This is a genomic window from Polaromonas sp. P4_F9 (assembly GCF_056401235.1).
This window is the reverse complement of the sequence record NZ_JBFUJT010000049.1, coordinates 1-26,823: the sequence shown is the minus strand read 5'-3', so window position 1 is coordinate 26,823 and position 26,823 is coordinate 1. Positions and strand designations below refer to the sequence as shown.

24 protein-coding genes and 1 pseudogene are annotated in these 26,823 nt (G+C 57.8%); 20 read left to right on the top strand and 5 right to left on the bottom strand.

The features are described from left to right. Positions 1–83 precede the first annotated feature (83 nt). Both AC1DUB_RS26715 and AC1DUB_RS26710 read right to left on the bottom strand, forming a co-directional pair. Positions 84–1,514 carry an O-antigen ligase family protein gene (locus tag AC1DUB_RS26715; RefSeq protein ID WP_477732126.1) on the bottom strand — a complete coding sequence of 477 codons (1,431 nt, stop codon included), beginning with the start codon at positions 1,512–1,514 and terminating at the stop codon, positions 84–86. A gap of 273 nt (positions 1,515–1,787) precedes the next feature. Then, the gene (locus tag AC1DUB_RS26710) at positions 1,788–4,154 is read right to left on the bottom strand and encodes a Tex family protein (RefSeq protein ID WP_477732125.1); all 2,367 of its coding nucleotides are present in this window, start codon (positions 4,152–4,154) and stop codon (positions 1,788–1,790) included. 222 nt (positions 4,155–4,376) lie between these two features. Between AC1DUB_RS26710 and AC1DUB_RS26705 the strand changes: the two genes are divergently transcribed. Then, entirely contained in the window at positions 4,377–4,898 is a 522-nt protein-coding gene (locus AC1DUB_RS26705) for a hypothetical protein (protein ID WP_477732124.1), read from the top strand. 99 nt (positions 4,899–4,997) lie between these two features. On the opposite strand, the pseudogene AC1DUB_RS26700 reads toward AC1DUB_RS26705, so the two are convergent. Next, a pseudogene (locus AC1DUB_RS26700) lies at positions 4,998–5,096 on the bottom strand (IS5/IS1182 family transposase); the annotation flags it as partial. A gap of 67 nt (positions 5,097–5,163) precedes the next feature. Here AC1DUB_RS26700 and AC1DUB_RS26695 point away from each other — a divergent pair. Further along, positions 5,164–6,735, top strand: coding sequence for a hypothetical protein (locus tag AC1DUB_RS26695; RefSeq protein WP_477732123.1), 1,572 nt, complete (start codon positions 5,164–5,166; stop codon positions 6,733–6,735). A 376-nt stretch (positions 6,736–7,111) separates the two neighbouring features. Then, positions 7,112–7,873 (top strand): DUF1223 domain-containing protein, encoded by a 762-nt coding sequence (locus AC1DUB_RS26690; RefSeq protein WP_477732122.1) that lies wholly within the window; start codon positions 7,112–7,114, stop codon positions 7,871–7,873. A gap of 51 nt (positions 7,874–7,924) precedes the next feature. Here the strand turns inward: AC1DUB_RS26690 and AC1DUB_RS26685 are convergent, their stop codons facing one another. Both AC1DUB_RS26685 and AC1DUB_RS26680 read right to left on the bottom strand, forming a co-directional pair. Beyond that, complete coding sequence (locus tag AC1DUB_RS26685; RefSeq protein WP_477732121.1) at positions 7,925–9,313, bottom strand: sensor histidine kinase; 1,389 nt, start codon at positions 9,311–9,313, stop codon at positions 7,925–7,927. Positions 9,314–9,321: 8 nt separating this feature from the next. After that, entirely contained in the window at positions 9,322–10,002 is a 681-nt protein-coding gene (locus tag AC1DUB_RS26680; RefSeq protein ID WP_477718175.1) for a LuxR C-terminal-related transcriptional regulator, read from the bottom strand. Between the two features lie 721 nt (positions 10,003–10,723). Here AC1DUB_RS26680 and AC1DUB_RS26675 point away from each other — a divergent pair. From AC1DUB_RS26675 to AC1DUB_RS26595, 17 genes are all read left to right on the top strand, one after another. Then, positions 10,724–10,885: a Flp family type IVb pilin gene (locus tag AC1DUB_RS26675; RefSeq protein WP_477732120.1), complete on the top strand. Its 162-nt coding sequence runs from the start codon at positions 10,724–10,726 to the stop codon at positions 10,883–10,885. A 98-nt stretch (positions 10,886–10,983) separates the two neighbouring features. Beyond that, on the top strand, positions 10,984–11,163 hold the full coding sequence (locus tag AC1DUB_RS26670) for a Flp family type IVb pilin (protein ID WP_477732119.1): 180 nt from the start codon (positions 10,984–10,986) through the stop codon (positions 11,161–11,163). Between the two features lie 9 nt (positions 11,164–11,172). After that, entirely contained in the window at positions 11,173–11,778 is a 606-nt protein-coding gene (locus AC1DUB_RS26665; protein ID WP_477732118.1) for an A24 family peptidase, read from the top strand. Continuing rightward, positions 11,775–12,527 carry a methyltransferase family protein gene (locus AC1DUB_RS26660; protein ID WP_477732117.1) on the top strand — a complete coding sequence of 251 codons (753 nt, stop codon included), beginning with the start codon at positions 11,775–11,777 and terminating at the stop codon, positions 12,525–12,527. The genes AC1DUB_RS26665 and AC1DUB_RS26660 overlap by 4 nt, the downstream gene beginning before the upstream one ends. A 169-nt stretch (positions 12,528–12,696) precedes the next feature. Next, positions 12,697–13,791, top strand: a complete 1,095-nt coding sequence (locus AC1DUB_RS26655) for a phosphatase PAP2 family protein (protein WP_477732116.1) — start codon at positions 12,697–12,699, stop codon at positions 13,789–13,791. A 217-nt stretch (positions 13,792–14,008) separates the two neighbouring features. Continuing rightward, positions 14,009–15,334, top strand: coding sequence for an ATP-binding protein (locus AC1DUB_RS26650; protein WP_477732115.1), 1,326 nt, complete (start codon positions 14,009–14,011; stop codon positions 15,332–15,334). A gap of 115 nt (positions 15,335–15,449) precedes the next feature. After that, on the top strand, positions 15,450–16,307 hold the full coding sequence (gene cpaB, locus AC1DUB_RS26645; RefSeq protein WP_477732114.1) for a Flp pilus assembly protein CpaB: 858 nt from the start codon (positions 15,450–15,452) through the stop codon (positions 16,305–16,307). Between the two features lie 64 nt (positions 16,308–16,371). Beyond that, positions 16,372–17,874: a type II and III secretion system protein family protein gene (locus AC1DUB_RS26640; protein WP_477732113.1), complete on the top strand. Its 1,503-nt coding sequence runs from the start codon at positions 16,372–16,374 to the stop codon at positions 17,872–17,874. Positions 17,875–17,884: 10 nt separating this feature from the next. Next, complete coding sequence (locus AC1DUB_RS26635; RefSeq protein WP_477732112.1) at positions 17,885–18,169, top strand: pilus assembly protein; 285 nt, start codon at positions 17,885–17,887, stop codon at positions 18,167–18,169. 37 nt (positions 18,170–18,206) lie between these two features. Next, positions 18,207–19,700 carry a pilus assembly protein TadG-related protein gene (locus AC1DUB_RS26630; RefSeq protein WP_477732111.1) on the top strand — a complete coding sequence of 498 codons (1,494 nt, stop codon included), beginning with the start codon at positions 18,207–18,209 and terminating at the stop codon, positions 19,698–19,700. Positions 19,701–19,705: 5 nt separating this feature from the next. Further along, positions 19,706–20,191, top strand: coding sequence for a TadE/TadG family type IV pilus assembly protein (locus tag AC1DUB_RS26625; RefSeq protein ID WP_477732110.1), 486 nt, complete (start codon positions 19,706–19,708; stop codon positions 20,189–20,191). Positions 20,192–20,201: 10 nt separating this feature from the next. Continuing rightward, complete coding sequence (locus AC1DUB_RS26620; RefSeq protein WP_477732109.1) at positions 20,202–20,750, top strand: TadE/TadG family type IV pilus assembly protein; 549 nt, start codon at positions 20,202–20,204, stop codon at positions 20,748–20,750. 42 nt (positions 20,751–20,792) lie between these two features. After that, positions 20,793–21,956, top strand: a complete 1,164-nt coding sequence (locus tag AC1DUB_RS26615; protein WP_477732108.1) for a CpaE/TadZ family protein — start codon at positions 20,793–20,795, stop codon at positions 21,954–21,956. A gap of 43 nt (positions 21,957–21,999) precedes the next feature. Continuing rightward, positions 22,000–23,406 (top strand): CpaF family protein, encoded by a 1,407-nt coding sequence (locus AC1DUB_RS26610; protein WP_477732107.1) that lies wholly within the window; start codon positions 22,000–22,002, stop codon positions 23,404–23,406. Positions 23,407–23,426: 20 nt separating this feature from the next. Then, positions 23,427–24,404, top strand: a complete 978-nt coding sequence (locus AC1DUB_RS26605; RefSeq protein ID WP_477732106.1) for a type II secretion system F family protein — start codon at positions 23,427–23,429, stop codon at positions 24,402–24,404. A 36-nt stretch (positions 24,405–24,440) separates the two neighbouring features. After that, a complete protein-coding gene (locus AC1DUB_RS26600; RefSeq protein ID WP_477732105.1) occupies positions 24,441–25,385 on the top strand; it encodes a type II secretion system F family protein in 945 nt (314 codons plus the stop codon). Positions 25,386–25,409: 24 nt separating this feature from the next. Then, positions 25,410–26,684 carry a LytR C-terminal domain-containing protein gene (locus AC1DUB_RS26595; RefSeq protein ID WP_477732104.1) on the top strand — a complete coding sequence of 425 codons (1,275 nt, stop codon included), beginning with the start codon at positions 25,410–25,412 and terminating at the stop codon, positions 26,682–26,684. The last annotated feature ends 139 nt before the right edge of the window (positions 26,685–26,823 follow it).

Below are 26,823 nucleotides of genomic sequence, written 5' to 3'. Positions count from 1 at the left end.
GCCGTGTTGCTCAATGTGCCGGCGTGCCTGCGGACCGGCGTAAAGGCGAAGGGCTCTCATGGCAGAATCCCGACAGGTGAAACTCAAAAATCCCCGTTGAGAAAAATCCTGGGACGATAGGTAATTTCTTTTGAATAGGGATTATTTTGAATGTCTTTTAAAGTGTGCCAGGTTAGGTTTATCAGGGGAAAAGTCATCAGCAGTGCGGCCACGACAGCCGTGATCCGGACCCCGGCAGATGGTTGGTAGTCAATGGTTTTGACTGTCGGCGATAGTGAACATGTCCATCCCCAGGCACAACCCACATACAGGGCGATCCAAAGCTGGCTGGTCGGGACCATGATGAGCGAAGACACCAAACCATCCAATGTAATGGCACATCCCGTGACCAGCCACGCGGTGAGCGTGGCCTGATTTCCCGCAGAGATGGTTTTTCGAAGTAGCCAGAGCCGCAGCATCGCCAGTGCGAGTGCCCCGCTCAACAATAACAGTGCGGGCATTCCCCATTCACTGCCAATCTGCAGAACCCAGCTATGCGGACATGCCCCATACGGTATATCGCGCGCATAGTGCGCGAAATGCGCAGGGCCACCTCCCAGCCAGGGGTCCGCCTGAATCATTTCCAGCGCACGGGCCCAAAGCAAGAGGCGTCCCGATGCCGGGTTTTCCGCAGTGCGGCCCACGCCGGCAAGGAAAAGACCGAATGGCTCCATGCCCAGCATCAGTGGAAGTGCCACATAAAAAAACAGATAGGCAAGCAGGCCCGCCACACCAGCAAGTGCCATGGCACGGCACCAGGCGCCAGCAGCCTTTGGCATGGCGTACCAGACAAGGGCTATTGCGACGGTCAGGCCTAYAAGAGTGCCGCGCCCGAAGCCCACAAAGAGAAGCATCCACCATAAGGCGGTGATCAACCACCAAATGACTTGGCGACCCCGGTCAGGCATGCGTACTGCCAGCAGCCCCAGCAGTGGTAAGGAGATGGTCTGCACATGATTAAAGAACCGGTAGTTGTCGTACCCAACGATAAGCAGCGGTAGCGATGGCTGAACTCCCGTTTTGAGCGCCGTGATGTAGAGGAGGATTGTTATCAGCAGGTAAGTCGCACAAGCGAGCCCGCACACCATGAGCAGCTTGTCCAGCAGCGCGTCTTTCCTGAGGCTGACCTCCCATGCAATCAGCCATGCAATGCCGAACAAAAGAAGAAGGTTTGCCCAATCAAAAAATGCATGACGCGGTGAATAGGCTGTGGCGCTGGAAATAAATCCCAGTGAAAAAAACAACACCAGCAGGATCGCTATCGGGCGACTCCATAGCAGAGGTATTGAAGCGCGATGCATCAACTGACAGCAGATGACGACGAGTGCGAGAACCCCACCAAAAACTTCGATCAACCGCTGGTTGTCGTAGACTGCCGTGCCGCTGAAGAGGGGAAACATTAAAAAGGGGCTGATGACGAGACACGTCGCGATCACAAAAGAAAAAACCGATCGCCAACGGATGTCAATTGTCACGCTGCTCCTCCTGTAGCCAATATCGTTTTTTGTTCGGCCGCTCGTCCTGGCCAGGATCAGCCCGAACGGGTTGCGGTGTTTAACTGAACCGTATTGCCCCTGATTTCGAAAACCTTGAGTAATGCCAGCATCATAGCCACGGCGTGCGCGATTTGTGCCCGCAGCCCGGCGGGTGCCTTTTGCGGCACCGCCAAATCCTGCGGACGCCCTACCTACAGTCACAGTCGCACGCCCCCTTGTCTCAGGAGCACAACGGCTACAAAAACGCAGCAGCTACTTGCGCTGACCCTGCAGTTTGGAGAAGGCCGAGGCCATGGCCGTGCTTTGCGGCGCAGCCTGGGCTTGGCCCCGTCGCTGCTGACCGCGCGCCGCACCCTCGAAGCGGTTATCCCGCGGACCATCACGCCTCGGCGGCGCGTCGCCCAGCTTCATAGTAAGGCCAATGCGCTTGCGTGCCACGTCCACCTCGGTCACGCGCACCTTGACGATGTCGCCGGTCTTCACCACCTCACGCGCATCGTTCACAAACTTGTTGGCCAACTGGCTCACATGGACCAGGCCGTCCTGGTGCACGCCAATATCCACAAAGGCGCCAAACGCGGCCACGTTGCTCACGGTGCCCTCCAGCGTCATGCCCTCTTTCAAATCCCTGATGTCTTCCACGCCCTCATTGAAACGCGCAACCTTGAAGTCAGGGCGCGGGTCGCGGCCGGGTTTTTCCAGCTCGGCAATGATGTCCCTGACGGTAATCACACCGAACTTTTCGTTGGCAAACAGCTCGGGTTTGAGCGTCTTGAGCATCTCGGCGCGGCCCATGAGCTCGGTGACAGGCTTGCCGGTGTGCGCCATGATTTTCTCGACCACGGGATAGGTTTCAGGATGCACGCCTGTCATGTCCAATGGATTGCTGCCGCCGCGCAGGCGCAAAAACCCGGCGCTCTGCTCAAACGTCTTGGCGCCCAGCCCTGTCACTTTCAACAAGTCGGCACGGCTGGCGAACGCGCCATTGGCATCGCGCCACCGCACGACGGACTTCGCGACAGTCTGGCTCAGGCCGGAGACGCGCGCCAGCAGCGGCACACTGGCCGTGTTCAGATCCACACCCACGCTGTTCACGCAGTCCTCGACCACCGTGTCCAGGCTGCGCGCCAGATCGCTCTGGTTCACGTCGTGCTGGTACTGGCCAACGCCAATCGATTTCGGGTCAATCTTGACAAGTTCGGCCAGCGGGTCCTGCAGGCGGCGCGCAATGCTCGCCGCACCGCGCAGGCTCACGTCCACGTCCGGCATCTCCTGCGAGGCAAATTCGCTGGCGGAGTAGACCGAGGCGCCGGCTTCGCTGACCACAACCTTTTCAATGGCCTGCTCGACCTTGGCCATCAGCTTGATCAGGTCGGCTGCCAGCTTGTCGGTCTCCCGGCTGGCCGTACCGTTGCCAATGGCGATCAGGTTCACGCCATGCTTTTCGCAGAGCTTGGCCAGTGTATGGAGTGAGCCGTCCCAGTCCTTGCGCGGCTCGTGCGGGTAGACCGTGGCGGTCTCGACCAGCTTGCCGGTCGCGTCGACCACAGCCACCTTCACGCCAGTGCGAATGCCCGGATCCAGTCCCATCACCACGCGCGGGCCAGCGGGGGCCGCCAGCAACAGGTCACGCAGGTTGTCCGCAAACACCTTGATGGCGACCTTTTCGGCCTCTTCGCGCAGACGGGTAAACAGGTCGCGTTCCAGCGAGAGGCTGAGCTTGACGCGCCAGGTCCAGGCCACGCATTTGCGGATCAGGTCGTCCGCCGCACGCATCTTGTGGCTCCAGCCCAGGTGCAGCGCAATCTTGCCTTCGGCCAAAGACACCGTAGGGGTCGCCTTCGCTCCCGTGGGTTTGCCGGACTCGGGCGGCTCCGGCAGCACCAGCTTGGCGTCCAGAATCTCTAGCCCGCGGCCGCGAAACACAGCCAGCGCGCGGTGCGACGGCACGCGGCCGATGGGTTCGTCGTAGTCAAAATAGTCGCGGAACTTCGCGTTGTCGGGGTGGTTCTCGTCCTTGCCCGTCACCATCTTGGATGAAAACAGGCCTTCACTCCACAGCCAGTTGCGCAGTGACTGCACCAGCGCAGCGTCCTCGGCCCAGCGCTCACTCAAGATATCGCGCACGCCGTCAAGCACGGCCTGCACGGTCGTGAAATCGTCACCGCTTTCGTTCTTCTCGGCCTTCACAAAGGCCACGGCCTCTTCCGCCGGATTCAGCGAGGGATCTGCAAACAGCCTGTCAGCCAGGGGTTCGATACCCGCTTCGCGCGCAATTTGCCCCTTGGTGCGGCGTTTGGGTTTGTAGGGCAGGTACAGGTCTTCCAGATCCTGCTTGGTGGCCGCCAGCTCAATGGCCGCGCGCAGTTCAGGGGTGAGTTTGCCCTGCTCTTCAATGCTTTTGAGGACCGCTTCACGGCGCTCTTCGAGTTCGCGCAGGTAGCCCAACCGGTACTCCAGTTCGCGCAACTGGATATCGTCGAGCCCGCCGGTGGCTTCCTTGCGGTAACGTGCCACAAAGGGTACGGTGGCGCCGCCGTCCAGCAGATCCACCGCAGCCTTGATTTGATGCTCCTGGACTTTGATTTCTGTCGCGATCTGGCGGATGATTTTTTGCATGTTGAGAAAGAAGATGGGGCAAAAGCCTTGAGAAAGCCATGAATGTGGGCTGGCTCGACGACCACCGGCGGCCAGGGCCGATGTGGGGCGGGCCAGCGCCCGCAAACTGACGCTGAGGGTCGGCATTGTCCCACAGCCAAAAACCATCGGGACATTCATACTCACTGGAGACTTGGACACAAAATTTCACAACTGTTTTTGCAACCATTCCGGGAGAAACGCATGCGTTTACGCACCCTTCTTTTAGTTCTGTCCATTATCCTGCTGGCAGCATTTGCTGCGTTGAACGTAGATGAGTTCACGCGCGTCAGCATGCTGAGCCTGGGCTTTACCACCATCCAGGTTCCGCTGGGCCTTGTCATGCTCTTGCTGCTGGTGGTCGCCACGGTCGTTTTTCTCGCCAGCACGCTTTACATGCAAAGCACCAACCTCCTTGAAACCCGGCGATATGCCCGTGAGTTGAACACCCAGCGCGAGTTGGCCGACCGGGCCGAAGCCTCGCGCTTTACCGAACTGCGCAATTACCTCGAGGTACAGGCCATCGCCGCCCAGCAGCGCGAGTCAGCTACCGGCACCGTGCTGGCAGAGCGCTTTGCGCAACAACAGCAGGCCTTGCTGGATCGCATCGAGCAGTCAGACAACACGCTGGCCGCTTATATGGGCCAGTTGGAAGATCGCCTGGAACGCCGCGCCGGCGGGTACAACGGCCGTGCGGACGACAGCGTCAACACCCCCCTGGTTTGACGCCTTCACCCTCCGGGGAGGCTTGGCTTGGCCTGTCCTGAGCATGTCGAAGGAGGATGAGGGCAGGCGAAGCAAGCATTTGTCAGCCAACGCACCCGTACGAACCCGTGCCGTCAGCCTTGATCGGCGAAAGTAAATATTGGCCAGTGCCAGGGCAGTAAACGCCCGGGGAGCGTTCTCTAGCAGTCCATGGTCCCTTCAACGTCACCAAGCCCTTGATATACATTTCGAGGAAATGGTTCGATATGCCAAAGGGGCCTGCTCCATGAATTTAAAAACCACAACTGTTGTCGATGTTGGAACCCCGGCGCAGCGCGCCACCTGGCTTTTTTCCTGGCCGCTGATTGTTGGAACGCTGGTTTATTGTTTCCTTCTTCTGCGCGGCTATGGGCTGCTCAGAGATGACGACACTTACCTGCATATTGCCACCGGTCAGTGGATATTTCAGCACCAGTCCATTCCCACGCATGATCCGTTTTCACACACGATGCCCGACACACCATGGACGGCACATGAGTGGCTGTCCCAAGTCCTCCTGGCCAGTGCCTATAACTTGGGGGGATGGACGGGTGTCGTCGCGATCACGGCTTTAGCGTTTGCGGCAGCCTTGGCGCTGCTCACCCGGGCCTTGCTGAAGTCTCTGGAGCCAGTTCATGCCGTGATGTTTGCGGCCTTGGCTCTTTTCATGACGGCAAGTCACCTGCATGCCCGACCACACATACTCGCCATGCCGTTGATGGTGCTCTGGGCCGTCGGTTTGGTGCAGGCCAGTGAATCTGGCCGTGCACCGCGCCTGTGGCTACTAGCCGTGATGACACTGTGGGCAAACTTGCACGGCGGCTTCACATTGGGGCTCGCACTCGCTTTTGTTTTTGCGCTGGAAGGCTTATTTTCCTGCAAGCACACGCCTTACTTTGCAAGCACAGCGAGGTCGTGGGCCCTATTCATCGTCCTTGCAATAACCAGTGCCCTCATCACACCCCATGGGATACAAGGCATTTCTTTCACCTTGCAATTCCTGTTTGAGCAAAGCTATGCGTTGGCGCGTATCAGTGAATGGCAGTCGCCAAATTTTCACGTGTTCCAACCGTTGGAAATTTGGTTGTTATGCGGATTGGCACTGGTCATGCACAAGGGTTTTAAACTTCCGCCAATCAGGCTTTTGTTGCTTCTCGGCTTGCTGCATCTCGCCTTGAAACACGTCCGCAACATTGAATGGCTGGGTCTGCTTGCGCCCCTCTTTGTTGCGACACCTTTTGCAGTCCAGTGGCGCCAGTCAATGCAGGCCCGTCAGAACGTAGAAACCGTAGACCGATTTTTCCGTAAACTGGCGACGCCCGCAGGTAAGGGGGCGGTCATGCTGGCCTTCGGGTTTTTGCTGTTACTTACCCAATGGATTGCTCATGCCCGCCCACCGCAACCGCCAGATTCCAGCAGCCTGGCTAAGGCGATCCGGACAGTTCATGAAGCCGGCGTCAAAGGGCCCGTGCTCAATTACAACGGCTGGGGCGGCTATCTGATTTATGCAGGTATTCCCCCCTTCATAGACGGTCGTTCCGACATGTACAAGGGCGATTTTCTTAAGGAGTATTTGGAGGCGCTCGCCCTGACAAAGTCAACAGGCCTGGAAGATCTACTGGCCAAGTACAAAATAGGGTGGACCCTGTTACTCCCTGGCAGCCCAGCTGTTGCCTTGCTTGATCACCTTCCCGATTGGCGCCGCCTTTATGCCGACGAAATGGCCGTGGTTCATGTAAGAACCCTTATCGACCCAAGTACGGTTTCAGGTAACGCAGGTTCTTCTCAAGCTAATGCCAACTCACCAAAAAAGGAATGAGCCTTCCTTGCTAACACGCCAATAAAAACCAAATCTCTTGAGTTTTTTTATTGAAATTTGAGTGGTTCTACATCAGATCAACCTCTTGTTGGCTCCTTCACCCTCTGGGGGAAGGTTGGGATGGGGGCAGACGAGGCAAGCATTTGTCAGTCGACGCAAAACGGGCCGAAAGGCACGGCAAGCGCACATGCTTTGTCTGAAAGAAGTCCACAGAGCCCCCATCCCTGCCTTCCCCCAAAGGCGGGAAGGAGTAAGAAATCGGCTTGATGAGCGACCAATGAAGGCTACTGCCGCTGGCCGCAGGCTTCTTCCGGGCCCAGTTTGGTGCGTAGCTCAACCACAGAGTTAAACCATGCTGCCGGCCGCTACAAAACTCATGTCGATCACTGCCCTGTTCATGGTGGCCTCCAGTACTTTTTCAGCACAATACCAATGCGCCGCAAGCTCCGGCGCCACCATCACACCGGTGATTGAGCTCTACACGTCCGAAGGCTGCAGCTCTTGCCCACCCGCCGATAAATGGGCCTCAAGCCTCAAAGACAAGGGCGTGGTTGTCCAGGCCTTTCATGTGGGCTACTGGGACTACATAGGCTGGGTCGATCGCTTTGCCGCGCCGGCTTACACCCACCGGCAGCGCGAGCTTGCGGCCCGAAACAATCTGCGCAGCATCTACACACCTCAAGTCGTGCTCAATGGCCGCGACTGGCCCAATTGGTCCAACTCGTCCGCCTGGCTTAACCAGCCCAGTGCCGGGGAACCTGCTCGCGCCAGCATTACCGTGCAACAGCTGGGTGCAGACCAGTTCGAGGCCAGCGTGGCACCCGTTACAAGCCTCCCCGCAAACATCCCCGGACAGCAAACGATCGCCAGTTGGTCCGCCTACTGGACCATCACCGAGCATGGCCATAACTCCAGGGTGCAAGCCGGTGAAAACGCCGGTGAATTCCTCAAGCATGATTTTGTGGTGCGCCAGTACGCGCGGGCCGGCGACTACAAGGCTGGCAGCGCGGCGCCGCAAAAGCTGACCTTTCGCAGCATTGCACCTACGCCAGGCCACGCACGGCAGGTGAACCTGGTGGTGTTCGACACGAAAACCGGAAACACAATGCAGGCTGTCAGCCTGCAGTGCGCGAGCTGACACTTGAACACTTGAGATTACCCTCGCTATTGCCCGCTTTGTCAGCAGGCGTCAGTGGGCGTGCGCGCTATCCCGCACAGCGAGGGGCTGGGGCTGAGGCTGGGGCAAGATCCGGTCTCCCGCCAGCGGCAGGACAAGGCGCACACGGGTGCCCCTGCCGGTTTTGCTTGAAATCACCAATTCACCGCCAATGTCTTGGGCCCGGCGGCGCATGCCTTCCAGGCCCTTGCCGGATGGGCGCCCTTCCTTGCCACGGACAATGCCCTCGCCGTTGTCGCGCACTTCCAGCACCAGCTGCTGCGTCTCCGGCACAAAGCGGCACACAACCTCGACCACCGAGGCATGGGCATGGCGCATGACATTGGACAGACTCTCCTGCGCAATCCGCAGCAGTTGCTGTGCCTGCACCCCCCGCACGGCTTCCAGCTCGTCGCAGATATCCACCTTCCAGACCATGCGAATGCCGAGCTTGTCCAGGGTGTGCTGGATCCGGTAGCGCAAACGGCCCAGCGCTTCCAGCACGTTGTCGTCGGCGCTGTCGATGGCGTCTACCGTCATCTTCAGGTCGACCAGGCATTGCTCTAGCGCGAGCGCCACGGCCTGCTGTTGCGGCGCGTGGCTGTCAAGCGACGACAGGATATTCACGATTTGGGAACCCACGCCATCGTGCAGGTCCTGCGCAATGCGGCGGCGCTCCAGGGCTACCACGGCTGCATCGTGGGCAGGTCCAAAACCGGTAAGCGGCTCAAAACCAGTGCTGTGAAAATCATGCATCGAGGCCCAGCGCGTTTCAGGTGATCCCACGCGCTGCGTCACCAAGTGCCATATCACCATCAAAAAAGCCGCATATAAGTCATCCGACATCGTTGCAAAGCGACGAGCATTGTCAGCCAGTGTTATCTGGTCAATGCACAAGCCCAGGCCTATTACGCAGCCCGCCAGCGCCAGCCAGGCGGGGTAACTGCGGCTCAGGTACACACGCCAAGCCACCGCCGCGCTCAGCAGCATGGCAGACAGGAGGTTGATGGCAAGCCAGGCCTCGTAAGCAGGCGCTGGCGCGCCCCCGGTCCAATGAGGCCAGTGCAGCGCCACTACGCCTGCCGTGCCCTGCACGATCAGTAGCAGGTACACCCGTACACTGGCTACGCCAGCACTGGTCAGCAGAAAAAAACCAACGCTGACCATGAGCGCCTGGTAGCCCAGCCGCGCCACATAAATCGAGGGAACCTCGACAGAAGGGAAATTGCCGCCCACGAAATCGAGCGACGTGGTCGCCAGCAAATGCACCAACCATACACACGCCGCCGTACTCATGGCCAAGTCAACAGGATTGTGATGGCGGTGCCAGGCTCTACGCGCCACGCTGAGCGCCAAAGACGCCAGCGGCAGGCCGACCGCCGCAGCTGCCAGCGCCAGACCCTGTTGCGCCGCGTTGAACATGATGGGCTTTACAAAAGACCGCGATGGGCCGCAAAGTTGACGGCCTGCGCCCGGCTGCGAACCTGCAGCTTGCGGTAGATGTTTTTGATGTGGGTGTTGACCGTCTGGCAACTGATCATCAGCCGCAAACCGATCTCACCGCTGGTGTAACCTGCCGCAACCGCCTTGAGCACTTCTTTTTCGCGATCGGAGAGCTTGTCTTTCTGCTCCGCAGTCTGGCGGACCGCTTCCTGTGTGTGCTCCAGCCGATGCAGCAGCCTGCGTGCAAGGTTGGGAGTGATTGACGCGCCGCCGTTGACCACCTGCAGTACGGCCTGGGGAAAATTGCCGAACCAGGAGTTCTTGACAAGGTAGCCGGTGGCACCCAGCTCAAATGCGCGCAGCGCGTGCTGCTCGTCTTCCATGGCCGAGATCACCACGGCTTCTGCCAGGGGGCGAACGGTCTTCATGTGATCGATCAGGTCCAGGCCGTTGCCGTCACCCAGATTCAGGTCAACCAGCATGACGTCGAACTCGTGCTGCGAAATCAACCGGCGGCCCTCGCGCATGCTCGTAGCCTGGGCCACCAGATCGGTACGCAAATCACCCAGCAGCTCATGAGAGATCACCCTGCGCATGTGCACATCATCATCAATCAGCACAACACGTACCGGCTTGCCAGGCTGGCCTGCCAGAAAGGCCGGCCACATCGAGGGCGTAGCCTCTTGCGATGAGCGTGCAGCCTGGGGCTGACCGTAGGCTCCACCAAGTGTGGGCGATAACGTGGAGCCGCCCCTGCTTGAGTTGTCCATAAGTCCCTCGCTTTCACCGTGTTGGCCCTGCTATTGACTTAAACAGCAAGGCCCATGCCAAGAATACGTCTTGTTACTGAAGTGACTATTTCACACAGCCATTTGAACGCAAAAGCCTTTTCTATGGGTGTGATTTTTTTACGTTTCTGGAAAAGATTAAAAGAAATTTCGTGTCGTCCTACAAAAATTGTTGCTTTTTAGTCTATTTGATACGTTTTGTTACTACCAATTTCATCCCTTTACTTCTCCCCTAATTTGATAGCAGCTCAAGCCCGGCTAGCCATGGATCCTGACTTCATAGTCCAAAAAATATTGCTGAAAACACTAGGGAACAGGGTACCCAATTAAAGCTATTGGCGCAACTGCTTGTAACGCGCAAACTGACCCCAGACAACGCCAAAGTGTGAAGTAAGCCCTATCAGGCGCGCTTCTTACGCAAGCGGTGTCGCTCAGTGCGGCTTGCACTCTGCTCCTCGCCTCGGCGAAGAAACAGGGCGTAAGACCGAGAAGTCTGCGAGGCGGTCGCCAGTAATGTCGCTCCTCCAGACCCATCCACTGAGGCGTGTTTGCGGCAAACCTTGGGAAAACGTTAACTCTTTGATCTGAAAAGGAAATCATCATGAACTTCATCAAGAAATTCATTCGCCAAGAAGACGGTGTAACGGCTATCGAGTACGGACTGATTGCGGCGCTGATTGCTGTGGTCATTATTGGTGCCGTAACGATTGTCGGAACCTCGCTTGTGACTATCTTCACCTCTGTCTCAACCGCTTTGAGTTAAGCAGGTTCATGCTGCCGTTTGAAAATGCTCCTGGTGAGAGTCGGTGCCGGGAGCATTTTTCAAACTAACAATCGAGCGAAAAAATGCGAGCTCATCTCATGAACAATCTGATGGCCGAGGATGCGGTCACGACGATTGAGTATGCCCTTCTGGGCGCATTGATCGCCATTGTCATTTTGAGTGCGGTAGCACTGGTTGGCAGCAATACGCTTGGCTTGTGGAATGTAGTTTCAAGGTGCGTTGAGGCGGCGGCCAGTAGTGCAGGCAGTTGCCCCTGAAAACACCATGTGAACACCCTCGATAACTCAGGGACCATCATGACCCCGCAAGCGCTATCCCATTTCGGCGACCTATTCACTGAGGTCAACGTGGCCACCCTGATGACCCTGCTCGGCATTGCAACCTGGTTTGACATCAGGTCGCGGCGGATCCCCAACTGGCTGGTGTTGACCGGCCTCATTGCAAGTCTTGGCATTCAACTCCTTTTTAGCAACGGCAGCGTCTCTGCCTGGGGCTTGGGTATCCTGGCCGGATTCGGGCTCTTTCTTCCCCTTTACATGGTGCATGCCATGGGCGCCGGTGACGTCAAGCTCATGGCCATGGTCGGCGGGTTTCTCGGTCCCGCCGGCACCGCTGCTGTTGTCCTGATGACCCTCGTTGCCGGAGGCATCCTTGCCATCGCAGTCGCGCTGTGGAGCCGTGCTTTGCGGCATACCCTGGCAAATGTTCGCATCCTGGTGACTCAAACGATTTTCAAGACCTTGCGTGGCGGTAGCGCGCAGATGGATGCGCTATCAACCTCGGCGGGCAACCTTCCCTACGCGGTTGCCATCGCAGCCGGTACTTTTGTTCACCTTGTTTTGGCGCGCAGCGGGCACGCGCTCTTTGTATGAACACAAACACAAAATCAGCGCACCTGATGTTGCGCACCGTGAATCCCAAAGAGTCGGTGGTCTCTTTTGCTGGTGATGACGCGTCAGTGTCTCGCTCAGACCAGCCGTCACCCGTGAGCCGAATTGGGGCCAGGCAGCCACTGCGGTTGCTCGATTCAAAGCTTGTTAACTTGCTGGCCGGGTTTGTCATGGCAGCCCTGTGGGCGTTGTTTGCCTATCGCCACATGCTCGCGTTTCAAAACAGTGGGGAATGGGTTTATGTGGTGATTTCCATTTCGGAAATGCTGTCGGCCGCGCTTTTCATCTTTCGCAGCGCCCCTGTCACCGTTTCGACGGATCCGCTGGATTGGTTTTTTGCGCTGGCCGGCACGTTCACGCCGCTTTTTTTCCTGCCCGCGTCATGGGGATTGCTGCCAGCCGCCAAGAATCTCATTATTTTGGGAATCGCCCTGCAGATTTTCGGCCTGCTCTCACTCAATCGCAGCTATGCACTCGTTGCTGCCAAGCGAAAGATCAAAACACAGGGAATGTACAGATTTGTGCGCCATCCCATGTACGCGAGTTACCTGGTGCTGATCACCGGATACATCCTTTCAAACACCACGTGGTGGAACTTTCTTCTCTACGTGATGTCGCTGGGGTTCTTGTTTGTCCGCATGGTCCGGGAAGAAAAACATCTCGCCCTGGATCCTGTATATGCAGAGTATTTGCAGCGAGTTCGTTACCGCGTTATTCCATTCGTATTTTGAGGATGCTTCTTTCGTTTTCTGAGCCTTCGAGAATCCTAATGATTTTGCGAGGAATTTAAAAATGCTTGCCAAACTCAACAAACAACACATGGCGATTGGCCTCAATGCCGCTGACACCGCTCTCCGCATTGCAGCAACGCTGTGAAGCCACCCCCTAGCCATACACATTATGAAGACGCTGCAAACATCGATACGTAATTTCGCTGCGGTCAGCCTCCCGAGTTTGCGCGAGCACCGATGGCTGTGCCTGATCAGCTTTGCTTATCTGTGCGCAGCAATCTTGGTGTCAATCAGGTTCGGGGCCCCGATTAACGTGCTCTCCCTGGTAGTCGACAGCGCGGGGACCACTTTTATAGGCCTGGTTTTTTTGTTTTGCGCTTATGCCATTTTTGTCATGGYTTGTGTCAGACCTGCCCGACTGACTTTATTCCTTATGGTAGGAGTACGAGAATATGTCACCCGGGAGCGGCTTCTTCACGCCCTTCCCATGCTGATGCTGATTCCCATTTTTACATCGGCGTTCGGTCTCTTCAAGGCCGCAATTCCCTTCGTCAACCCCTACGCATTTGATATCCAGATCGCGGAATGGGACCGGCTGCTCCATGGGGGGCGACATCCCTGGATATTGCTTCAGCCACTCATCGGCTACCCGGTGGTGACGGCAATCATTAACGTCTGCTATCACTTGTGGTTTTTCGTCATGTTGGCAATGCTCTATTGGCTAACCTGCTCTTTGACCAATCGAAAACTCCGTATGCAATTCTTGCTGAGCTTCGCTCTCATCTGGATTTTTCTGGGAACGGTGGGCGCCACATGGCTGTCTTCCGTGGGACCTTGCTATTACGGGTATATGGTTCCCGGGGACAACCCCTTTGCTCCCTTGATGGAGTACCTGCGGAGCGCCAACGAACATTTTCCGATTTGGGCACTTGACGTCCAAAAACTTATTTGGGATAGCTATCAGAACAGAGGCTCGCAAACAGCGTGGGGGGTATCCGCCATGCCGAGTCTGCATGTTGCTACCTCGACCCTTTTTGCCCTGATGGGATGGCGCATCAACAGACGTGCGGGCATTGCGCTGACTTTATTTGCCGCAATGATCATGATTGGATCAGTCCACCTTGGCTGGCATTACGCGCTTGATGGATACGTTGGAGCCGCTGGTGCCTATGCAGTCTGGCGGTTGGTCGGCTGGATGCTTTCCGAGTCCCGGCAAACGGCGCCGGCCGGAGGAACCTCACTCCGGCCTTCCGCCGGTTCCTGATCTGACACAAAGACCCAAGCACAAGGAAAAAAATAAATGAACATTGACTTTTCCATGGTGTTGTTTGGTAGGCTGCTGTGTGACATCAAAAACCACCGTGCCTCAGTGACCTTATGCCTCCAGAAGTTACTGTGGATTCCGTCCGGTCCAGCGGGGCTCTCGTTAAGGCATGGCTATTTACTTCGTAGGCCAAAATTAAAACTGGGAGGGATGAAAAATGCTTGCTGAAGCCAATACGGAACACACAGTGATCAACCTCGAACCGGCCGTTGCTCCCTTGCCCCGTGCGCCGCGCACGCCGGAAGAAACCGGCCTGCCTTTTTTGTTTCTGGTCGAGCTTGTTGCCAAGATGCTTTTTGTGCGCGGACAGGTACGCCTGGTCGAGCTTTCTGCCCACCTCAAGCTTTCCGTCAGCGTACTGGACCCGCTGATCGCGTTCCTGCGCGCCGAGAAGCTGTGTGAAGTAACACGCCGGGGTGACAGCGGTACCGATGCGGACCTCACCTACAACCTCACGGACCTTGGCCGCGCCAGAGCTGCGGAATTTTTGAGCCGCAACGCCTATGCCGGCCCAGCTCCCGTCACCCTGGCCGCGTACAACGCGCAGATCAATGCACAAAGCGTTGCACAGATGTGCATCACCCGCGAAGACATGGCCAATGACTTCACCGGTGTCGTGGTGAGTCCCATTTTGCTGGAACAACTGGGTGCCGCCGTCAACTCCGGGCGGGCTATTTTTATTCACGGTCCTGCCGGCTCCGGAAAGACCTACCTGGCCGAACGCATGACCGGCCTTTTGAAGGGCAACATATCGGTGCCTTATGCCATTTTGGTCGATGGTGAAGTCGTGCAGATCTACGATCCGATCGTGCACAGGCCGGTTAACGAGGCGTCAGAAAAATCGAGTGGACTCGACAAACGCACACCGCTTGATACCCGTTGGGTCCGGGCCATGCGTCCGGCGGTGGTCACTGGCGGTGAACTCACCCTCGAGATGCTGGATCTGCAGTTTGACCATGGCACACGGTTTTACCAGGCGCCACCTCATCTGAAAGCCAACAACGGGATTTTCGTTATTGACGACCTGGGTCGCCAACGCTGTTCTCCGATCGAGCTGATGAACCGCTGGATTGTTCCGATGGATCGACGAGTGGACTATCTCTCGCTGCACACCGGCTACAAGTTTCAGATTCCCTTCGATGTGATTGTGGTGTTCTCTTCGAACATGCCAGCCGAGCAACTGGCAGACGGCTCATTCCTGCGGCGGCTGGGCTACAAGATCCACGTCGGATCGCTGACAGAGCAGCAATATGAAGAAATATTCCGCCAGGTGTGTGAGGAACTCCATGTGCCCTATACAGCCGAGGCCTTTCATTACCTGCTGAATGAGCTTCATTACAAGGAAATGCGTCCGCTGCTTGCCTGCTATCCGCGCGACATCCTCGCGCAGGTTCGCGATCTGGCGCGGTATGACGGAAAGGCGCCTGTTCTCGATGCCGGGGTGTTGGACTGGGCCTGGAATAACTACTTTGTTGGTTCGTGACGTTAACGCTTTGAAAAAAGAATTCATGCCGGAATCATCAACAGCAGTAATGAGCAGTAATCGATAGGTAATGGACCATGTTGGACTATGTTGGACTAAACAGAGGGGGTGAGAAATGAGAAACACACGTGCATTGGTGATGATCGCCGTGGCGGTCGTCCTCGCATTTGGAGCAGTCATCGTGGCTGCCCGCTGGATCAGCGCCCAAGCCTCAGCAGACACCAACAAGGTTGCGGTTGCGCTGGTTGATATCAGCCTCGGAGCCAGGCTGACCCCGGAAATGGTTCGAATGGTCGACTGGCCGTCGAGTGCCATGCCGCCCGGCGCGATCACCGAAGCCAAGCAGGTCGAAACCCGCGTCACGCGCACCAGCATCCAGCGCGGCGAACCCATCATGGAAGGCAAGCTAGCGCCGCCCGGCACCAAGGGCGGACTCTCTGCCGTGGTTGCGGACGGCAAGCGCGCCATGACGGTGCGCGTCAATGACGTCGTCGGCGTAGCCGGGTTTGCCCTGCCTGGCAATTTTGTGGACATTCTCGTCAATACCCAGGACGAACCAGGAAAAGGCGGCGCGGGCAAGGACCAGACCATCTCGAAGATTGTGCTCGAGCGCATTCTGGTACTGGCCATCGCCCAGGAATCAAGCCGCGATGAAACCAAGCCCAAGGTCGTCAATGCTGTCACCCTCGAGCTGACGCCCGATCAAGCCGAAAAACTGGATTTGGCACGCAGCGTTGGCTCCCTCTCGCTGGTGCTGAGAAACCAGATCGATCCGAACCCGGTGAATACAAAAGGTGCGACCAAGGCAACATTGCTTGATGTCAAGGCTCCAGCGCCCGAAGTTCGGCCCGCATCCGCGCCGAAGGTCGCAGTGAAACCCGCACCAAAGCGGGTGGCCATGCCTGCTTCGCCCGCTACCCCAGACCGCGTTGAGGTGATCAAAGGGCTGGACCGCAGCACCCAACAATTTTAAGAAAACCCGAAGGAGGTATTTGATGAGCACACTCCGCACTCAGGCAAGGCCAGCTTTAATTCGCATGGCATTTGCCGTAACAGGCGTGATGGCGGCTTCAACACTGGCGCATGGCCAGGTCGCTATCGAGGCAGGCGTTCTCGCGGCGAAAAATCCCCCGACAGCCACTTCCGGGCCAGGGAAACAAGCCGCAACCGCCCAGCCCAAGGCCGTGGTCACTCAAGCGAGGGCTCCGATCACCGGCAAGGTCGAATTGGCGCCGCAAATCACCCTCTCGGAGGGCAAATCCACCCTGATGCGCCTGCCCTCCCCGGCAACACGGCTTTCCGTGGGTGACGCGCGAATCGCCGACGTGATTTTGCTCAACCCCAGCGAGCTGTACATGCTCGGCAAATCCGTCGGCTCCACCAACCTCATCCTCTGGAACAAAGCCAACGATGCGACCATCATCGACATCGCGGTAGGCATGGACACCGTGGCGCTGCGATCGCGGCTCGATCAGATGTTCGCCAGCGAAAAAGATCTCAGGATCACGACGGCTGCCGACACCCTGATCCTCTCCGGCATGGTTTCCGATGTGGTCAAGGCTGACCAGATCCTTTCGGTCGCCAATGCCTACGTGCAGCGCAGCTCGCGCRGCGGCCAGTCTGGCGGCGCATCGGGAGGTTCGTCGGGCGGCCAGCAGTCCGACAATGTCAAGGTCGTCAACATGCTCTCCATCGCTGCGCCGCAGCAGGTCATGCTGGAAGTCAAGGTGGCCGAGGTCTCCAAGACGCTGGCAGACCAGTTGGGAGCCAGCATCGGCGGCCGCAGAACATCCGGAAGCTGGACCTACACCTTGCTGTCCAACCTGCTCACCGGCGCCGCCAGCAGTGTAGGAGCCTTCAAGAACAGCGGAAATTTTTTGACCATTGATGCACAAAAAGGTGATGGCCTGCTCAAGATATTGGCTGAACCCACGATCATGGCCATCAGTGGCCAGGAAGCCAGCTTTCTGGCGGGTGGAAAAATCTTCATCCCGGTCAAGACTGGCAACAACGGTGAAATCTCGCTGGAAGAGAAAGAATTCGGCGTTTCAGTGAAGTTCCTGCCCACCGTGCTGGAAGGCGGCCGCATCAACCTCAAAGTCGCGCCCGAAGTGTCGGATTTGAACCGCCAGGGCGTTGGCATTTCGGCCACCGGTTCGAGCACCACGGCAATTTTGCCTTCCTTCACCACACGCCGCGCAAGCACCACCGTCCAGCTATTCGATGGCCAAAGCTTCGCCATCGGCGGCCTGATCAAGAACAACGTCACAGCCAACATCAATGCCTTCCCGCTGCTCGGGGAAGTCCCCGTGCTTGGCGCGCTCTTTCGCAGCAGCGATTTTCAGACCGACAGGTCTGAATTGGTCTTCATTGTGACCCCGCACCTGGTCAAGCCGTTGCCGTCAGATTACAAACTGCCGACCGACCCGTACGTCGAGCCCAGCCGCTCCGAGTTCTTCCTGGGCGGAAAAATGGAAGGCACCGCCCCGCCGGAAGACAAGAAACCGGATGGTTCTGCAACCGGCTTTGAAGTCAAATAGGAGAGCCATCATGAAACGCACTCACCTCTCTACCGCCAGCACCTTTTGCGGGTTATTCGGAATCTTGCTCGCAGTCACAGGCTGCGTGTCGCCAACGCCGCGCCTGGACCATGATTTTGGCAAGTCTGTCTCCCTGCTCAAAGCGCAGCAAATACTCAACCCTGAGGCGTCGCGCAATACCGATCCAGTCCAAGGGATGAACGGCAAGGCGGCCAAGAGCGGTTATGACGAATACCAGAAGTCATATAAAGCGCCGGAACCGCTCACCCCTCTGAGCATCAGCGTAGGGAAATAGGGGGTGTTGTATTAAACCCGTCCAAGAGGTGAGGACAATGAAAACGACATCGGGATATCGAAAAAGTGAACGGGGCGCCGTTGCCATCGTCTTCGGCCTGACCGTTGTTGTCCTGTTTGCGATGGGCGGCGCTGTTCTTGACCTCGGCCATCTCTATGTCGCCAAAGCGGAATTGCAGAATGCTGCGGATGCGGCGGCGCTGGCCGGCGCGAAGGACCTCAACGAAACTACTGCCGGCATCAACGGTGCGGTCGCCAAGGCACAAGCAATATCAGCAAAAAATAAATATAACTTTGCTACCGACGTGACCCTAGCCTTGGCGAACATTGAATTTGGACCAGGCCCGGACGGCCCCTGGTCCAGCGTTGCCGCAGCACAAGCCAGCCCGCAAGGCAAGACCTTCATCAAAGTGGATACCGGGCTGAAAGTTCTTGATACTTACCTGATGCGGGTCGCAGGCATCGACACCGTGAGTACGTCGGGGCTTGCTGTCGCTGGTCGCTTTGTCATTGACGTGACCCCCATGGGTGTCTGCGCCATAGACCCGCTAAAAACAACGGATGTCATTTCCGCTACGAACGAGCTGATGGAATTGGGATTTCGCCGCGGCATCACCTATAACATCCCGGACCTCGGACCGCTAGGAGCAAATGGCGTTCCGATGTTTTTGAATCCCGTGGACGCACCTCCCACATCCTGTGCGCCCAATCACTCCAACGTTCCCTTCACCGCACCCTTCATTTGCCAAGGAAATTCTGCTGTGGGAACCGGGTCTACCGTTTATGCAAATACCGGTGGCTCGTATGGGCCGTTGGAAAAAGCATTTAACAGTCGCTTCGACCTCCCTAGTTCTTTCTCTGGTGGTTCCGCCTGTGATCCGACAACCGCACCGCCAGACACAAACGTAAAAGAATATGACTACACGCTGGCGGCCAACTCCGGCGGCCCGGACGACTGGATGAATCCGACTCCAGCCCAGCAGTCGATCAGCGTGGATCCGGCCACGAAAAAACCGCTCAACTGGCCATTAAATCCGCCCGCTCCGGCCAATTTCGGTGTCTTGTGGTCTTACTCGCCTGCGGTTCACGCAGCCGGCACTGCACCGAACTATACGGCGGGGGCCCCCTTCGCGCTATCGGATTGGAACACGCTCCCGCTCTACAACACCGGGCTGTCGGCCGATACTTCGGCAACTGGATACCCCACCTTGGCGGCGATCCCCCCGTTCCCCGCAGGGACAGTAGCTGCTCCGTACAACCAGACAACAGGTAAATATTTCGCGGCACCTGGGACGCACCCGCCCGGCATGCGCAACCGTCGACTGCTGAAACTGGTGATCGTCGATTGCTCAAGCCTCGGCGGTGGTGGCTTGTCTTGCGCACCCTTGACGGTGAAGGGGATAGGCCGGTTTTTCATGCAGTCGCGCGCGGATTTTACGGGAGGCGGACCGGGCGGGTTAAAGAAGCTATACGCCGAATTTGCCGGGCTGGTAGAGCCAGTTCAAACGTCCGAGATCAAACTTTACCGGTGAGCAAAATGCCTCCACTCAAACCGGCCACATCAAGACAACACCCGACGATCCAGCATGGTGGCGCCGCCGTGGAATTCGCCCTCATTCTTGCGTTGCTGATCGGCATCCTCGCCGGAATTTTCGAATTTGGCCGCGCTTTCTGGTACTACGATGCGCTGACCAAGGCCACGCGGGATGGCGCACGCCTGATGTCGGTCACCGACAAGGCCACCATCCTCACGCCAGGCGTCGCGAATGCACAAACGCTGGTGGCCAATGCCGTGTCAGATGCGGGCGTACCGGATTTCACGAACGCCAATGTCGAAGTGATCTGCCTCAATGCTACTTTCGATGACGCTGTTTGCACCAATGGAACCGCCCCCGGTGGCGTGCGGGTTCAGATCGTTGACTACTCCATGACCATCGGACAGTTCATTCCTTTCCTGCTTGGCGGAAGTTCTTCATACACGGCAAACCTCTCACCGCACACCACCATGCGCTACATGCAGTGAGGAGAGAAAAATGCGAACGCCCCACCCATCAGAACATCCATCAGCGCATCCATCCCCATTCATGCGGAAAAGGGAACAAAGGGGTGTTGCCGTTGTCGAATTCGCCATCATCTCCCTGCTTTTTTTCACCATCCTGTTTGCCATTCTCGAGTTCGGGCGGATGCTTTACGTCTACAACACGATGCAGGAGGTAACCCGGCGCGGCGCGCGTGCAGCCGTCGTGCGCTGGATTGATCAAACGGACACGATTAAATCGATCGCCTTGTTCGGCGGCACATCGATGCCTGCGGGCGCCGAAGTCACGGCAACCAACATCAACATTAGCTACCGGAAAAAGGACGGCGACGAGGTCCTGAGCACTGATTTGCCGACTGATCCCGGGGACAACCTCTCAGCCTGTGGAGACGCTACGCGAATAAACAGCTGCATCTACAGCGTGCGTGTGTCGATCGACGGCGTGTCTTACAGCCCGATGGTGAGTCTGTTCAGTTTTCTGAACATCGGGCTTCCGACCTCTGTTGTCACCATGCATGCAGAGAGCATGGGATTTGAAATTTAACAATTACACGCTACACCCCGCCTGTACAGCCAAGGACCTGAATTGAAAATCGCAGTGGTCTCACGGAACGACAAACATCTCACGGAGATAGCCAAGCTGCTCCGCGAGCGTAGTCCCGCGGACGGAGTGGATGTCATTTCCGGCACACTGGAAAAGCTGGCCGGTATCGCCGACCTTTCGTCGCCGGATGTACTGGTGCTGGACCAACCGTCGGTAGAAGGCGGTGACCTGGAGCGGCTTGAGCGCCTGAGCCACCTGTATCCGCGCATGGCATTCATTCTTCTTTGCCAGCAGCATACGCCCGAGTTCCTCCTTCAGGCCATGCGCGCCGGGGTGCGCGAGGTCTTGCCGTCGCCCGTAAACACTGGCGACCTGGTTGCGGCCATTCAGCGCATTGAAGAGAAGATTGAGAGTCGCACTCAAGCCCACGGCAAAGTGCTGGCATTCGTTTCCTGCAAAGGAGGCAGCGGCGCGACCTTCCTGGCAACCAACCTGGGTTACACATTGGCAGTGCAGGAAAAAAAGCGGGTTGCGTTGATTGACCTGAACCTGCAGTTCGGCGATGCCTCGCTGTTCGTCTCTGATCAAAAACCGCAGGTAACCCTTTCAGAAGTCTGCCAGCAAATACACAGACTGGATCCTTCATTTCTTGCATCGAGCATGCTCAACATCGATCCGAACTATGGCGTGCTGGCGGCCCCCGAGGACCCGACACACGCGAGCTACGTGAAGCCCGAGCATATCGACGTGATCCTCAAGCTCGCGAGGCGCCATTACGACTTCATCCTGCTTGACATGGGGCGGAGCCTGGACGCGGTGAGTATTCGCGCGCTGGACCAGGCCGACATGATTTTTCCGATCCTGCAAACCACCCTGCCCTTCATACGGGATGGCAAGCGGCTTCTGAACGTCTTTCGCTCGCTCGATTACCGCAAGGACAAAATTCATCTGATCGTGAACCGCCACGAGAAAAGCGGCGAAATCAGGCGGCAGGATCTGGAGGCCGCCTACGGTATGGAGGTCTTCAGAAGCATCCCCAACCACTACGAAGCCGCGGCGGCTTCAGTCAACCAGGGGGTACCCATACTAAAGCTCGTGAAAAACAGCCCGATTTCAAAGTCCCTGCAGGAATTTGCCAAATGGCTGGCGGGAGAAGAAGACCAGGCATCGCAGGGATGGTTCTCGCGGGTTTTTCAACGCGCTTGATGTACACGGAATTCAGGATTAGCCAGTCAACGGAGATATCGCCATGAATGCAGAAAACATCTCAATCAGGGAACGTCTGGGCACCGGTAGCGGTGGCGGTAGCGGTGGCGGCAATGTCAACGGCGCTCAGACCAATAGCGCGCCATTTACCGGCCAGCGCCCGGGCGGCATCGACAACCGTGCCTATCAGGAACTGAAGCATCACATCCACCAAACCCTGCTTGACCGGGTTGACCTGGAAAGCATGCAGCGCCTTTCGCAGGGGCAGATTCGGGATGAGCTGAGGATGCTCGTCGAACGCCTGCTCGAAGAGGAAGTTGTCGTCATCAACGAGACCGAGCGAAAGAACCTGACACGCGACATTCAGAACGAGATGCTCGGTTTTGGCCCGCTGGAAACGCTGCTGGCCGACCCCAGCATATCCGACATACTGGTCAACACCTACAAGCAGGTTTACGTAGAGCGGTACGGCAAGCTTGAACTGACCGACGTGACATTCTCCGATGACGCGCACCTGATGAAGATCATCGACAAGATCGTCTCGCGCGTTGGCCGCCGCATTGATGAGTCCAGCCCCATGGTGGATGCGCGCCTGCCTGACGGCTCCCGCGTCAATGCCATCATCCCGCCTCTCGCCATTGACGGCCCCATCATGTCGATTCGCCGCTTTGCCGCCAAGCCGCTGCGCCTGGCCGATCTGGTCGAACTCAAGAGCCTCACCGCTGAAATGGCGGAAATCCTGCAGGGGCTGGGCAAGGCCAAGGTCAACATCCTGATCTCGGGTGGCACAGGCAGCGGCAAGACCACCATGCTCAATGTGATCTCGGGTTTTATCAGCGCGGCCGAACGCATCGTGACGGTGGAAGACGCCGCCGAACTGCAACTTCAGCAGCCGCACATCGTGCGCCTGGAAACGCGCCCGCCGAACGTTGAGGGCAAGGGCGAGGTGACCCAGCGGGCACTGGTGCGCAATGCGCTGCGCATGCGCCCGGACCGGATCATTCTGGGAGAGGTGCGTAGCGGCGAAGCGCTTGACATGCTGCAGGCCATGAATACCGGCCATGAAGGATCGATGGCAACCATACACGCCAACACCTCGCGCGATGCGCTCACCCGGCTGGAGAACATGGTCAGCATGGCCGTTGCGACCTTGCCCACCAAAGCCATGCGCCAGCAAATCAGCTCCGCGATCAGCGTGGTGGTGCAGGTGGCACGGCTGACCGACGGCAAGCGCAAGGTGATTTCCATCCAGGAGATCACCGGCATGGAAGGCGAAGTGATCACCATGCAGGAAATCTTTACCTTCAAGCAGACGGGGCTGGGCGAAAACGGCGCAGTTATCGGTTATTTCAGCGCCACCGGGGTTCGCCCGCGATTTTTGGAGAGACTGGAGGCGTTCGGTGTCCCGATATCCGAAAAACTGTTTGACCCCACACGGCAATACCACTGAGGCAGCATCACTGAACGGCCATGGACTACCTCTACTACCTTTTTGCTACGCTGATTTTCATTGCGGTTGTCCTTCTGATTGAGGGCCTCTACCTCAGCTGGAACTCGGCCAAGGGGCCTGAAGCCGAGCGCGTGGCGCGCCGCCTGCGCGTCATGTCGGCAGGCGGACATGGCGATGCGCAAAGTATTTCCATCACCAAGGAGCGGCTGCTGAGCGGAACGCCGTTCATGCAGCGCCTTTTACTGGAGATTCCGCGCGTTGGCAGGCTGGACCGCCTGCTCCAGCAATCGGGGCTGTCTTGGAGCGTGGGCGAGTTCTTCGGCATGGCGCTGCTGGCATTCCTGGTTGTTTTCTTCGCTTGTAGTTACCTCGCCATGCCCTGGCTGCTGCGGCTGGCGCTGGCAGGCGCTGGCGCGTTGCTCCCATTTTTTTATGTGACGAGAGCAAAACGCAAACGCCTGGATCGCATCGAGCATCAACTTCCCGATGCGCTGGATCTGATGGGCCGGGCCTTGCGCGCCGGACACGCCTTCCCCACGGCGCTGAAGATGGTGGGCGACGAGATGAACGATCCGTTGGCCGGCGAGTTTCGCATCGCTTTTGACGAAGTGAACTTCGGCATCGCCATGCAGGATGCCCTCATGAACATGGCAACGCGGGTGCCCAGCACCGATCTGCGCTACTTTGTGATTGCCGTGCTGATCCAGCGTGAAACAGGCGGCAATCTTTCGGAATTGTTAACGAGTATCAGCGCCATCATCCGGGACCGGATCAAACTGATGGGGCAGGTGCGGGTGCTGTCTGCCGAGGGCAAAATGTCCGCCTGGGTTCTGTCGCTGCTGCCGTTCGGTGCGGCATTCATGATCCAGCTGACGAACCCCAAGTTTCTCGCGGTGCTGTACACCGACCCCGCAGGCCGCAAGATGATCGCTTTCGCTGTGATCATGATGGTGTTCGGCATTCTCGTGATGCGCAAAATCATCCGTATCCGGGTGTGATGTGAACAAACCAGATTTCTCAGGAGCCAAAGCACCATGACCACCCTTCAACTTGCGTTTCTGGGGCTGATTTTTGTGGCGGTTTTCGGTGTCGTCATGCTGGCGCTGCGGCTGTTCGCCGCCAACCCCGTGCAGAATCGCCTGGATGTCGCCGTTGGCCGTTCAACTGCGATTGCCAGCGACGAACCCAGCCCATGGGTGGCGCGCATCATCAAATTGAGCGGTCCCCTGGGCAAGCTTTCCTTGCCCAGTGATGGCTGGGAAATGTCAACGCTACGCACCCGTTTCATGAATGCCGGGTTCCGCCAGCCTTCTGCTCCCGCCATCTACTTTGCCGCCAAAACTTCGCTGGCCGCCGTCCTGCCGCTGGTTGCGTTTTTCGTCCTGAGCACGGGCATCGCCAAATACAGCACCAACACGCTGCTGTTCTGGCTGCTGTGTTCTGCAGCCATCGGCTACTACCTGCCCAATGTTTTGCTGAAGAACATGATTTTGCGTCGCCAGCGGGAGGTTTTCGAAAGCTTTCCCGATGCCCTTGATTTGATGACCGTCTGCGTGGAGGCCGGGCTTGCCATGGACGCGGCGCTCGCCCGCGTTGCCGCGGAGATTGGCCTGAAGAGCGCGGTGCTGAGCGAAGAGCTTCAGCTGGTCACACTCGAACTGCGTGCAGGCAGCTCCAAGGAAAAGGCACTGCGCAACCTCGCGCTTCGCACCGGCGTAGACGATGTCGACGCCCTGGTCGCCATGCTGATCCAGTCGGAGCGTTTCGGCACCAGCATCGCCGACTCGCTGCGGGTGCAGTCAGACCAGTTGCGCACCAAGCGTCGCCAGCGCGCTGAAGAACAGGCGGCAAAAATTGCCCTGAAGCTGCTGTTTCCGTTGATCTTTTTCATTTTCCCATCCTTGCTGGTCGTGCTGATGGGGCCGGCATTCATCCAGATTTACCGCGTACTGCTGCCCACCATGGGCGGCGGCCATTGAGAAGATTTTAGAAGGAGCTACATCATGTTCACACTCCGCCCGATCGTGATTGCCCTCGGCGCCTGCATGCTCCAGGCTTGCGTAGCACCACCCACGCAGAAAGAACTCGCCATGCAGCCCGTGTTGCGGGTGCGCCATTCGGCCGACCAGACGGCAGCGACCTATTACCAGCTCGGCAAATATCACCAGGAGCGCGGCAATGTCGATCTTGCGCGCGCCGCCTATGCTTACTCGGTAGAACTGGATGGCCGGCAACTGGAGGCACGCAATGCGCTTGCGGCCATTCATGCCCAGCAGGGCCGACTTGAAGACGCCAAAGTGCTGCTGCTTCAACTCGTTGCCGAGTACCCGGCGGTTGCGCATCCGTACAACAACCTCGGCTATGTTCAGTATCTGCAGGGAAATTACGATGCGGCCGTGAGTACGCTACAACGCGCACTGGTGCTTGATTCAGGAAACCCGCGGACACGCAACAATCTCCAGGCGGCAAAGGTCGAGCTCGCAAAACTTGGCGAGCGCCCTGCCGTTGCGCTGGCATCTGCGCCAGCGGCGATAGACACGCAAGGCGTCCTGCCAGCAGAAGCCACTGCAAACACCACCGCAAACCGCAAGGATGAGATGACGGTGATGGCTGCCAGCACACACGCCCCCGTACCTGCACCCTCCCCCGTACCTGTATCCGCAGTGCAGCGCCCGGCCGAATCGGTGCTGTCATCGCCCGCGCCCGCACCGCGAACGCAGGAACTTGCGGTTGCGATCCCGCCCTCGGTCCCGCAAACACGCATGGAGGTCGTGCAGGTCGTGCCTAACGTGTTTGAACTCAGGCCCAAACCAGCTATGGCCCCGGTCGTTGTGGAAAAACAGGTCGAACGGACGATCGTCGCAACAGCAACGCCTGTTCCCACACCGGTGATCACGCCCGCCCTGGCGCTCGCCGCGGCCGCCAAGCCGTCCAGGGTCGAGATTGCTAACGGCAACGGCATCACCGGCATGGCCAAACGAATCAAGGGCGTGCTTGGCAGGTACGGCATCGCCGTGAGCCGGCTGACCAATGATCGCCCTTTTAAGCAGCTGGACACAAAAATACAGTACCGGACTGGCTACGAACAGGCCGCAGAGGGCCTGAAACTTGCCCTGCGCGGCCATGCGGTCGTGGTGCCAGTCAATAACCTGTCGGGCAACACCGATGTGCGACTGGTACTGGGAAAAGATGCTGTGGCGCACATGGCCCTGATTGAGGAATGGGCCAACCAGTCGCAACTGGCGTCAAGTGGGGAAGGCGAAATCAGCAACCACTGAAGGCCCGCGGAAGACTGATCGCCCGCAGGCGCTTAGAACCTGTTTACGATCTATGTGGGGTCGCGTTGGGACGCAATCGGGATGAGTTGCTTGCCAACATCACGCGGCATGGGCTGATGCCCATGCAAGGGATTTGGTG